Source organism: Sphingobacterium deserti (assembly GCF_000757725.1).
Lineage (GTDB): Bacteria > Bacteroidota > Bacteroidia > Sphingobacteriales > Sphingobacteriaceae > Sphingobacterium > Sphingobacterium deserti.
Window position 1 is genome coordinate 1 of record NZ_JJMU01000008.1, and the last position, 12,218, is coordinate 12,218.

At 43.7% G+C, this 12,218-nt stretch carries 9 protein-coding genes; 2 read left to right on the forward strand and 7 right to left on the reverse strand.

What is annotated here, in order from left to right; translation table 11 throughout:
- Positions 1-207: hypothetical protein (locus tag DI53_RS20495; RefSeq protein ID WP_037494889.1), on the forward strand; the 207-nt coding region annotated here is incomplete at its 5' end.
- Positions 208-743: 536 nt separating this feature from the next.
- Here the strand turns inward: DI53_RS20495 and ccoS are convergent.
- The 7 genes from ccoS to ettA all read right to left on the reverse strand — a co-directional run bounded on the left by ccoS (position 744) and on the right by ettA (position 9,316).
- A complete protein-coding gene (gene ccoS / locus DI53_RS02270; RefSeq protein ID WP_037494891.1) occupies positions 744-929 on the reverse strand; it encodes a cbb3-type cytochrome oxidase assembly protein CcoS in 186 nt (61 codons plus the stop codon).
- A 38-nt stretch (positions 930-967) separates the two neighbouring features.
- Positions 968-3,394 (reverse strand): heavy metal translocating P-type ATPase, encoded by a 2,427-nt coding sequence (locus tag DI53_RS02275; protein WP_338056412.1) that lies wholly within the window; start codon positions 3,392-3,394, stop codon positions 968-970.
- A gap of 9 nt (positions 3,395-3,403) precedes the next feature.
- Positions 3,404-4,762, reverse strand: a complete 1,359-nt coding sequence (gene hemN / locus DI53_RS02280) for an oxygen-independent coproporphyrinogen III oxidase (RefSeq protein WP_037494895.1) — start codon at positions 4,760-4,762, stop codon at positions 3,404-3,406.
- Entirely contained in the window at positions 4,743-5,189 is a 447-nt protein-coding gene (locus DI53_RS02285; RefSeq protein ID WP_037494898.1) for a Rossmann-fold NAD(P)-binding domain-containing protein, read from the reverse strand. The genes hemN and DI53_RS02285 overlap by 20 nt, the downstream gene beginning before the upstream one ends.
- Positions 5,190-5,374: 185 nt before the next feature.
- Complete coding sequence (locus tag DI53_RS02290) at positions 5,375-6,433, reverse strand: response regulator (RefSeq protein ID WP_037494901.1); 1,059 nt, start codon at positions 6,431-6,433, stop codon at positions 5,375-5,377.
- 10 nt (positions 6,434-6,443) lie between these two features.
- On the reverse strand, positions 6,444-7,631 hold the full coding sequence (locus DI53_RS02295) for a PAS domain-containing sensor histidine kinase (protein WP_037494903.1): 1,188 nt from the start codon (positions 7,629-7,631) through the stop codon (positions 6,444-6,446).
- Positions 7,632-7,633: 2 nt separating this feature from the next.
- Positions 7,634-9,316 (reverse strand): energy-dependent translational throttle protein EttA, encoded by a 1,683-nt coding sequence (gene ettA / locus DI53_RS02300; RefSeq protein WP_037494904.1) that lies wholly within the window; start codon positions 9,314-9,316, stop codon positions 7,634-7,636.
- Between the two features lie 186 nt (positions 9,317-9,502).
- On the opposite strand from ettA, the gene DI53_RS02305 reads away from it, so the two are divergent.
- Positions 9,503-12,073 carry an ATP-dependent Clp protease ATP-binding subunit gene (locus tag DI53_RS02305; protein ID WP_037494906.1) on the forward strand — a complete coding sequence of 857 codons (2,571 nt, stop codon included), beginning with the start codon at positions 9,503-9,505 and terminating at the stop codon, positions 12,071-12,073.
- The last annotated feature ends 145 nt before the right edge of the window (positions 12,074-12,218 follow it).

The window sequence follows — 12,218 nt, forward strand, 5'->3', positions numbered from 1 at the left end:
TTTTCAATCGTCCCTCCCTTGCGGAGTGGTGCAAAGATAGAACTTTGGCATATACCTTGCAAGTACAGCCCGCTTATTTCTTCTCCGAACCACGCAAGCACCTGTGGATCTGCGGGATATTTTTATACGCTGGCCCCTACCGGAGGCGCATGCGCCGAATATTTGGCCGGAAAGCAGGCGGGCAAAGACCTTTGGCGGGAACGCTGATTCTTCCGGGGTGATTGCAGGCACAATAGAATCCGCGACCAAAAAACTCCCCCCTGGCGAGGGGATTTATGGAACCTTTGCCAAGAGTAAACAGAAGATTGCAAAGTTTTACTCCTACTTATGCACTGTTCCCCCCCTACAAACCTCCCTTAAACCCCGAAGCTACTACAACGTTACTATGCAGTATAGATGATTTAGCGACACTAGCTTAAAAACTGATTTGTGAAGAATGTTTGGTCATAGATCACAAAAGGTCCCTATTAAATTTGCATTTTGGAATACTTTTTGTTACATTACCTTCGTAAACAAATAAAGAAAGGTTATTAATGATTAAAAAAGAAAAGTTAAAAACTACCAAATTAGAGAAAAACCCGTACATGTATTACATGACAAACTGGGGATTCGTTGAGCAGAGCTCCGAAAAGATAGACATCAGGTCTAAAACAAACAAAAGAGGCTAGCCCTCAACAGACGAAGAAAAAAGAGGTGCTTTATGATAAATAAGGCATTTTATTTTTTCTGACGTATCCTAACCTTTACTCCACTACTTCTTCTTCTACCGTACGCTCATTTTCCGATGAAACTTCGTTATCAAACAAAATACGTACCGATGGCGTATACGTATCATCATGTTGACCAGATCTAGTCGCCCAAAAGAAGGCGCCTAAGAAAACTAACGCAATAAATATACTGCAACCGATCAAAAAAAATATAATATTCATCGCTATAACATCTTCATAGTCTGAAAGAAAAGTCGCGCTTACGTCAATCCATTACGCTTCGCAAACCATCGTGTCGCTAAACTTGTGAAAGAAATGATCGTCACCGTGCTGATCGGCATTAAAATAGCCGCAAACAGCGGCGACATCGTTCCTTGTACCGCAAAACTCAAACCCACCATGTTATACGCCAATGAAATGGCAAAACTCATATGTATAACTTTTACTGCATCTTTAGCAAATGCGAAAAAGCGGGGCAATTTATCAAAGGATACACCGTCCAAAATGGCATCACATCCCGGTGAAAAATTATTAATATCATCAGACACGGCAATACCAAGATCAGCTTTTTTTAACGCGCCCGCGTCATTCAAACCATCGCCCAGCATACAGACTTGCAATCCTTGCTCTTGCCAATTCTCTACATAGCGTAGCTTATCTGCAGGCTGCTGATTGAATACCAGCTGCGACGATTTTGGAAAGACAGTCCGAAGCGCATCCGCGTGTCGTTCATTATCGCCTGAGAGCAGGTGCAGCGTATAGTTGCCTTCTAAGGTACGGACAACGTTTGAAAGCCCTTCGCGCCAAGACTGTTCTATCTTAAAAAAACCACAAATCCGATCGTCTACCGCTACATAAATAGCCGTTCCTTCCACACGCTTAGATTCCGAAACAACGAAATTAGCCGACCCTACCCTGATCACATGTCCATCGATCTCGGCACGAATTCCTTTGCCGATCTGCTCATCGAAACTTGTTAACTCCAATGGTTGATCTTCGGACAACCACTGAACAATCTCTCGGCTGAGTGGATGACTCGAGTGACGGCAGGCGGAATAAAGCAGCTTCCTATCGAATGCGCTAAGATTACCTTCAAAAAACATTGTTGACGATTTTGGCGAGGATATGGTTCCGGTTTTATCAAATACGATGCAATCTATTGCGGCCATTTGCTCTACCGCTGCTGTATTTTTAACATACATTTTATTGCGATCGAAGATGGACAACGCCGCAGACAATGTGAAAGGCGAGCTCAATGCTAAAGCACACGGACAAGCAATAATCAATACCGCCGTAAATGCGCCCCATGCCCGCGATGGATCGCCACCAATCAACCAAACCGTCGCCGCTAAGAAGGCTACCAGCACCAACCCAATCGTGAAATACTTACTTATAAAGCCGATAAAAGTATCAAATTTCTTTTCATAATGCTTAAAGCTTTCGTTATTCCAGAGCTTCGTCAAGTAACTTTGTGATACGGCTTTGACAACTTCTAATTCAATGGCCTCCCCTGTCTGGCGGCCTCCGGCATACACGATCTCGCCCAAGGATTTCGGAATGACTTTCGATTCGCCAGTTACAAAACTAAAATCCACCGCCGCGCGCCCCTGCAACAGGATAGCATCAGCTGGAATAATCTCATTGTTTCGTACGCGGATCCGATCCCCGACCTGCAGATTGGCCAGCTGTACCGGACGGTCCATCTGCTCACCCACCACAGTTACAGCAACAGGAAAGTATGAACGGTAGTCGCGTTCAAAAGAGATATGGTGATAGGTACGCTGTTGCACCCACTTCCCAATAAGAATGAAGAACACCAGACTACACAAGGTATCCGCAAAACCCGGCCCCGTTTTACTCAGCACTTCCACTGCTGTGCGTAAAAAAATAACAAATATCCCTAAAGCCAAGGGGACATCCAGGTTAAGCTGTCGCTGCCGGATACTTTGCCAAGCCGAACGAAAATAATCGGAAGCGCTGTAGAGCAGCGTAGGTATAGCAAATCCCAAATTCATGTAACCAAAGACGTTGGCATAATTTTTCTCAAAGGCATCCATTCCGAAATATTCCGGAAAGCTCAACATCATGGAGTTTCCAAAGCAAAAGCCTGCAACGGCTATCTTGGCCAGTAGCTGGTTGTTATTTACGCTTTTCCCCTGTTTGACGACATCTTGCAGCGTGATCTTCGGTTGGTAGCCAATTTGGGTCAACAGTCCCACCAAACCGCGTAAGGACAAGTTATCCGATGTAAAGGTTATGCTGGCTTGCTTCTTCATAAAATCAACTTGAGAAGCTAAGACGGCTGCGTTTAGTTTGTAAAGATGCTCCAGTAGCCAAATACAAGAGCTGCAATGAATTGCCGGAATGTACAGGGTAATAATCGTCCGATCCTCATCTTGATAATCTACCAGTTTCCGCACAATATCTGCCTCATCCAAATACGACAGATCCCGTTGCGGATCTTTTTGCGATTTGCCGGGATGACTATTGTAGCGGTAGTAGCTGTGCATATCGCTAGCTGTGAGCACTTGATAGACAGTTTGGCAGCCCAAGCAACAGAAAAGATACTCATCCACCTGATAGGAAGTTGCCTCTATTCCGATAGCATCGCCACAATGGTAGCATGCTGATTTGTTTTCCACAAGTTTATACGTTGCCATCCCTATGATTCCTGTACTATTCTTCACGTGATTCTATTATATTGCCTGACTGAAGATCTTTTCTTCATTTTGCGCGCGTTGAAGCCGTTGATCAAAGGCCATACAAATATTTCTTAAGAAAGATTTGCCTAAAGTTGTTGCGCGCACCGAAGCCCCTGTAATATCAAGCAATCCATCTTCTGCTAATGCTTGTAAACGTGAGAGGATAATGTCAGACAATTCGCTATCCGCCGTTAGCTCAACAGATGAACGGCACATCATGTCCAATATATACTGCCGAATACGGCAATCCTCCTGATTCAAAAGATGTCCTTTGAAAATTGGTAGCTGCCCCTCGTCCAACAATCGATAGTACTCCTCTACGGTCTTCACATTTTGGGCGAAACTATTCCAGGCGTCGCTGATAGACGATACGCCGATCCCAAGAAGCAGCGGTGTGTAGCGGTCGGCATAGCCCATAAAATTCCGGTGTAAGCGTCCGGCAGCTGCTGCCCTGAACAATTCATCTGTTGCTTGCGCAAAATGATCCATTCCCACGTCACGATAACCCGCTTGTTCGATCATCGCCTTTCCAAGTTCGTATAGTGCTAACTTATCCTGGCCCACAGGTAGGTCGAATTCCGTAAATCGACGTTGCCCCGGTTTTAACCACGGGACATGCGCATAGCTATAAAAGGAAATGCGATCTGGTTTAAGTTCCAGCGATTGCTGGATAGTATGTTGTATTTTTGCTTTGGTTTGGCGCGGCAATCCATAAATCAGGTCGAAGTTGATCGAACTATAGCCAATTTTCCGGGCCACGTTGACGACAGCCTCTACATCTTGTATTGTTTGGTGCCTGTTGATGACATATTGCACTTCCGGATCGAAATCCTGTATCCCCAAGCTTAACCGCGTAAAGCCAAGATCATATAAGGTCTGGAGATGTTCGTTTGATGTATTCGCCGGATGTGCTTCAAAAGAAAACACAGCGTCTTCGGTGCTACAGGTGCCATCCAACAAACCCGAAACCAATAACTTTAGATGATCTGCTTGAAAAAAGGTAGGCGTTCCTCCGCCAAAGTGCATTTCAGTGATTCGAATATCTTGCCCCAATATTTCTTTATACATTTTCCATTCTTTCAGTAAATGGGCGATGTAGGGCAGCTCTACCGAATGGTTTTTCGTAATTCGCGTATTACAACCACAATAAGTGCAGAGGCTTTCGCAAAATGGCAGATGCACATATAGACTAATTCCTGTATGCTTCGAACTATCATAGGTCGCTTTCAAACGATCTACCCAAGCCTCGGTCCGGAAATTATCCTGATCCCAAAATGGGACAGTAGGATAGCTGGTGTAGCGCGGAGCCGCTACATTATATTTTTCGGTTAGACTAACCGGTATATTTCTCATTACCTTCGGTATTTAGGGGTGTAACCTTACAATCTTTCACGCAGCAACAAGCCGTGCCTACGCATCGGCCACTATCCCATAAATTGAGGTTCCGAATTGTTTGTTCGGCAACGCCTTTCGGTGTCCGATCAGCATAAGGGGTATTTGCCACTTGTATATTTAAGTCTGCCGCGCGATACAGATCGATATGGTCGGTAGTTAATGAACGGGTGACAATTTTTTGAATGCCTGCAGCCTTTAATTGCTCTAGGATATCTGCGCTTAACGTATCGTCATGAGACACAATAACCACCTCTTTTCCAGATGCGTAGTGCAAAGTATTACCATTGAGGGGATTGGAAATCAATGTCAAATCATGAACTTTCCCATTGGCAAGTGCAAGCAGCTCTTTCTCAAAATCTTTTATATTATAAGCGACAGCTTTCATGAGGTTCTTCTGTAAATTGTATGTACAAAATTACCACAGGCCGGAGTAGGCCTGCATGTGTTGCATCAAGAAAGAAAATGATACTGGTCACACAAAAAAACGGCCCTTCGGAATAAATATTCCTTAAGACCGCAACGGGCTATTTTATCTATTTTGAAAAACCGTCAGGGATATAGCCGCTGGAATTAAAATTTTACGCGCTTCAACTTAGCGATAGAAAAGACGCGAATCGCGTTCCCCTCTTTCGTTATCAGACGTTCGTCTTTGAAATCGGCTAGCATACGACTGATCGTCTCATTGGCAGTTCCAGCTAGCGCAGCCAGATCATCACGCGAGATACGGATGAGCACTTCGTCTTCGCTGTTAGCGGATTTGGTCTTTTCAGCCACATTAACGAGCGCATTTGCTACACGTTTACGCACTGTATCGTAGGCGAAGCCCAACATTTGTTCTTCTTTCTCCCGGATATTGCCCGATAGCAATTTGATAAATTTGCTAGCAATCGAAGGTTTGTTGTATAGCAACTCGAAAAAGCGTTCCCTAGGAATAAGCGCAATTTCCGAATCTTCCAAAGTGGAGGCATTGTCGCTATATTTTTCGTTGAGCAATACCGTTTCATACCCGAAAAATGTGTCGGGGATATGAATGTCTGTGGAAAGCTCTCTTCCATCTTGATAAAAAAGAAAACTTCGCACCTTTCCTTTCAACAGATAGTAAACAAATACAGGAGAATCGCCAGCTTCATAGATAGACTGCTTTTTTTTGAAAACTTTCACTCGAGCATCCTTCACTAGATCCCGCAATAAATAGTTTTGTTCATCGTCACTCAGATGAAGGTGAGCTTTTTGTGCAGCATTACCGGTCAATTTCTCCCTCTTCTTCAATCTGCTCTCAATGGCATTCAGCAGCTCAATATCATCAAACGGCTTTGTGAGGTAGTCATCTGCACCCATTTCCATTGCTTTGCGCAAATCAGCACGTTCAGATTTGGCGGTCATAAAGATAAAGGGGATGCCAGCCGTCACTTCGTTTTTGCTCAGCATGTATAGCACGCCATAGCCATCTAACTCGGGCATCATAATATCACAAAGGATAAGATCGGGCTTGTTCTTTATGGCCAGATCAACACCTACTTTTCCATCTGCTGCAGTTAATATTTCGTAATCGCCCGTCAGGGAAAGTACTTCCGCTGTCCCCTCTCGGATTTCGAAATTATCTTCAATGATCAGTATTTTTTTTGCCATTATTCTCTTACTATTGCTGGAAAGTCATTTTAAATGTAGCGCCTTCGTTCACTGCAGAGCTGTACTCCATGATACCGTCCATGAGTTCTACATAGCGCTTTACAATATTAAGCCCCAGGCCAGTCCCTGGAATGTTTCCGATATTCTGTGCGCGAAAAAAAGGTTCAAATAGGCTTTTTTGATCTTCAATAGGAATACCAATGCCGTTATCACGAATACACATTACGCAGATGTCATCTTTGATTTCTGTAGAAAACTCGATAAATGTATCCTCTCCCGAATATTTTATTGCGTTGGAAATCAAATTTATGATGCTACTTTTCACCAAATGGCTATCCAGGTAAAAGACACCTACATCACCGGTATGTTGATATACAATGTGTTGATTTTTCTTGCAAATCATCTGCATTTCTTCCGTAATCTCTTCAGCCAATTGCACCAAATTTATATCGGATTTGTTGGCAACAACTTTGCCAGCCTCCAATTTCTCTAAGGAAAGAAAATCATTTAGAATATTGTTTAATAGCTGAACCGCACCGCGAATCCGGTGTGTATGCTTAATGACATTTTGATAATCTGGCCGTTCCACATATTTTTCGATCAACGAAGCGGATAATTGCACCGAGCTTAATGGTGTACGAAACTCGTGCGACGCCATCGAAACAAATCGTGATTTCATTTGGTTGAGTTCCTTTTCCTTTTCCAAAGACAGGCTCACGTCTGATTTCGCTTTTTCGAGTTCAGAGACCAACTTTATCAAATCTTTCGTACGCTCGCTTACCGTCGCCTCGAGCTTGATAGCGTGCTCTCGGAGTTCATCCTCTGCTGCACGCTCTTTGGTAAGATCATGGATAAAGCCCGTGAAGATATTCTTATTTTGATAATAGACTTCGCTCACGGCCAATCGAAATGGGAAGGTCACTCCATTCTTCTTTCGACCTAGTACTTCCCGACCGATACCAATAATCTTCTTGACCCCGGTATGCTGATAACTGGAAATGTAGTCATCATGCTTGCTTCGGTCGGGTTCAGGCATAAGCATAGCAATATTATTACCAATCACCTCTTCGGGCTCATACCCGAAGAGCGCAGAAGCTGCCGGATTAATAGACTCCACTATGCCCCGACTATCGATGGTGATAATCCCATCGATCGCATTATCAATAATAGCGGCTAAAAGCTTTGCGGAGTCAACCATGCTTATTTTACAAGCTTTTTATATTTTATTCGTTTTGGAGCGACATCGCCTAAACGTTTCTTTCTGTTTTCTTCGTACTCGGTGTAATTCCCTTCGAAGAAGTAAACCTGTGAATCGCCTTCAAAAGCCAGAATGTGTGTACAGATCCTATCAAGAAACCAACGGTCGTGGGAGATGACTACGGCACAACCGCCAAAGTTATCCATTCCCTCTTCCAATGCGCGTAGCGTATTCACATCGATATCATTCGTAGGCTCATCCAGCAACAGTACATTTGATGACTTCTTAAGGGTAATTGCTAAATGCACGCGGTTTCGCTCGCCTCCCGATAGTACGCCTACTTTTTTCTGCTGGTCTGCACCATTGAAGTTAAATTTCGAAACATAGGCTCTGGAATTTATTGGCCGATTCCCCAATAGAATATTGTCGTTACCATCTGTAATGTTTTCCCAAACTGACTTTTCAGGATCCAGATCATCATGATTTTGATCCACATACCCTAGGGCAACGGTTTCGCCCACGCGGAACGTTCCAGCGTCTGGCTCTTCTTGTCCAGTAATCAACCGGAATAAGGTTGTTTTTCCAGCTCCATTGGGGCCAATAATACCCACTATACCGGCTGGTGGTAAGGAGAAACTCAGATTTTCGAAAAGGATTCTATCGCCGTATGCTTTCGAAATGTTGTTTGCCTCAATAACCACATTTCCAAGACGTGGCCCGGGCGGAATGAAAAGTTCTAACTTATCTTCGCGTTCTTTCGTTTCCTCAGAAGCTAGTTTTTCGTAGTTGTGGAGGCGGGCTTTAGACTTGGCATGTCTAGCTTTGGGAGCCATACGCACCCATTCTAATTCCCGTTCCAAAGTCTTCTGTCGCTTCGTTTCCTGCTTCTCTTCTTGCGCCAAACGCTTCGCTTTCTGGTCTAACCAAGAAGAATAATTCCCCTTCCAAGGGATACCTTCACCTCGATCCAGTTCTAGAATCCAACCGGCAACGTTATCCAGGAAGTAACGATCGTGGGTAACCGCGATAACGGTACCTTTATATTGTTGTAGATGCTGCTCTAACCAGTCAATAGATTCCGCATCCAAGTGGTTGGTGGGTTCATCGAGCAATAAAACATCCGGTTCCTGAAGGAGTAAGCGACAAAGTGCCACCCTTCTGCGCTCCCCTCCTGACAAATTGGCAATCACCGCATCCGGCTCAGGACAACGTAGCGCATCCATTGCACGCTCTAGTTTGCTATCAAGCTCCCAGGCATTTGTGGCATCTATTTTATCCTGTAACTCGCCTTGTCTGGCAAGCAATTTATCCATTTCATCCGCGTTTTCGTAGACTTCTGGAAGACCAAATTTCTCATTGATCTCCTCATACTCCTTCAAAATAGCCGTTGTTTCCGCAACGCCCTCTTCTACAACTTCACGCACTGTTTTTTCCAGATCAAGCTGTGGCTCCTGAGCCAAATAGCCTACTGAATAGCCTGGAGAGAAGACCACTTCCCCTTGATAAGATTTATCGAGGCCAGCGATGATTTTAAGCACGGAAGACTTTCCAGAGCCATTTAAACCAATGACCCCTATTTTAGCTCCATAGAAAAAGGACAGGTATATATTTTTGAGAACTTGTTTTTGAGGTGGGTAAATCTTGTTTACGCCAGCCATTGAAAAAATGATCTTTTCGTCAGACATAGGTAATTGTAAAATGCAACTTATTTGTACAAATATAGTCATTTTTATTTCGGAAAGACTGCCATTTTGATAGTTCGCCGCCTGTGGCGTAATTGTTGATAAAATCTATAGACAACGGCATAGGTTTTATAATTTATTTTTTACATTTATATCATCCTATCATTTAACAAAGGAAAGGTTTAATACATGGAAGCAAAATTTTCACCACGCGTAAAGGATGTCATCTCCTACAGCCGAGAAGAAGCGCTAAGGCTTCGCCACGACTACATCGGCACAGAGCATCTTTTGCTCGGGTTGATTCGGGAGGGCGATGGAGTTGCTATAAAAATTTTAAAAAATATTGGAGTTGATACGGCAGTTATAAGGCAGTCTATCGAGGATGCTGTGAAAGGTTCGTCGATGTCTAGAGCACCAATCGGAAATATGCCGCTCACAAAGCAGGCGGAGAAGGTTCTTAAAATAACCTATTTGGAAGCTAAGATCTTTAAAAGCGACATTATCGGAACGGAGCACTTGTTACTAGCTATTTTGCGAGATGAGGAAAACATTGCCTCGCAGGTACTGCAGCAATACAGCATTACTTACGATTTATTCAAGAGCGAAGTAGAGCAAAACAAAACGACGATTACGGATGAAGCATCGAGCTCGCCTACAGGCGATGACGACTTCGCTGAGGACGACCAACAATTTACGGCGCCAAAGAAAGTATCAGACATTAAATCCAAGACACCTGTTTTAGATAACTTTGGCCGCGATTTGACCAAAGCTGCTGAAGAAGGCAAACTAGATCCAATTGTGGGGCGTCAAAAAGAAATCGAGCGCGTATCGCAAATTTTATCACGTCGCAAGAAGAACAACCCAATTTTAATTGGTGAGCCCGGTGTGGGTAAGTCGGCCATTGCCGAAGGTCTTGCTTTACGCATTGTGCAACGCAAAGTGTCGCGCGTGCTTTTCAACAAACGCGTCGTGACGCTTGACCTAGCCTCGCTGGTAGCTGGAACGAAATACAGAGGACAGTTTGAAGAGCGGATGAAGGCCGTTATGAATGAATTGGAAAAATCGCCGGATGTCATCCTATTTATCGATGAAATTCATACCATCGTTGGCGCCGGCGGAGCATCTGGCTCGCTGGATGCCTCCAATATGTTCAAGCCAGCTTTAGCCCGCGGCGAGATACAGTGTATAGGTGCTACAACACTAGACGAATACCGCCAGTATATCGAAAAAGATGGCGCCTTAGACCGTCGTTTTCAAAAAGTGGTCGTTGAGCCTGCTTCGCACGATGAAACTATCGAGATCTTGAACAGAATCAAGGACAAATATGAAGAGCACCATAATGTGACGTATACTCCTGATGCTATTGAGGCTTGTGTTTCGTTAACAACACGTTATGTGACTGATCGTTTTCTACCAGACAAGGCAATAGATGCTTTGGACGAAGCGGGTTCTCGTGTGCACCTTAACAATATCCATGTTCCACAGTCAATCATCGATATTGAAGAGAAAATTGAGGAAGTAAAAGTAGAGAAAAACAAGGTTGTCCGTAGCCAGAAATATGAAGAGGCCGCTAAGTTACGCGATACGGAGAAGAAGCTTTTAGATCAATTAGAGAAAGAGAAAGCAGCTTGGGAAGCAGAAACGAAATCAAAAAGATATACCGTTTCCGAAGACAATGTTGCTGAAGTAGTAGCCATGATGACAGGTATTCCTGTGCAACGCGTTAGCCAATCTGACAGCCAAAAGCTGTTGAATATGGGCGAAGCCGTGAAGGGAAGAATCATTGGTCAGGATGACGCTGTTCAGAAATTGGTGAAAGCTATCCAACGCACACGTGCGGGTTTAAAAGATCCTAAAAAACCAATTGGTTCCTTTGTATTCTTAGGACCGACGGGCGTAGGTAAAACGGAGTTGGCGAAAGAGCTTGCCCGGTTTATGTTTGATTCTGAAGACGCGCTGATTCAGATTGACATGAGTGAGTATATGGAGAAATTTGCTGTTTCCCGTTTAGTGGGAGCGCCTCCAGGCTACGTCGGTTATGAAGAAGGTGGACAGTTGACTGAAAAGGTACGTCGTAAACCGTATGCTGTCGTGTTATTGGATGAGATTGAAAAAGCCCATCCAGATGTATTCAACTTGTTGCTACAAGTATTGGATGAAGGTCAGCTAACAGACAGCTTAGGCCGTAAGGTCGATTTCCGAAATACGATCATCATCATGACGTCTAACATCGGTGCTCGTCAATTGAAGGAATTTGGTCAAGGTGTAGGTTTCACGACCGCAGCTAAGACTAATCAGGCAGATTCGCATTCGCGTGGCGTTATCGAGACAGCCTTGAAGAGAGCTTTCGCACCTGAGTTCCTGAACCGTATTGACGATGTTATTGTATTCAACTCTTTAAGCAAAGAGAATATCTTCAAAATTATTGATATCGAGCTTAAGTCGTTGTTCAATCGTATCGAGGGATTGGGTTACCATATTACCTTAACAGATAAAGCGAAAAACTTTATTGCAGAAAAGGGCTACGATAGCAACTTTGGTGCTCGTCCGTTAAAACGTGCAATACAGAAATATTTGGAAGATCCTATTGCTGAAGAGATATTGAAAGGGGAAGTGAAAAACGGCTCCCAGTTAAATATCGACTATAGTGAGGAGAGTCAAGAAATCGTTGTCAATGCGATTAATCCAGACGCTTCGGATAATTCCATCGCTTCTGATGTGACGCAACCAGACGATAAGAATGATACAGAAAAGGAGTAAATCTTTTTCGAAATAGATTGAAAGGCCTCATTTTTACAATGGGGCTTTTTTATGGCTTATTTTTTGATATAATTTTAAACCATTAACACATTTTAACGTCTTTATAAAATATAGAGAACATTATTTTAAAAAACTTATACACTAT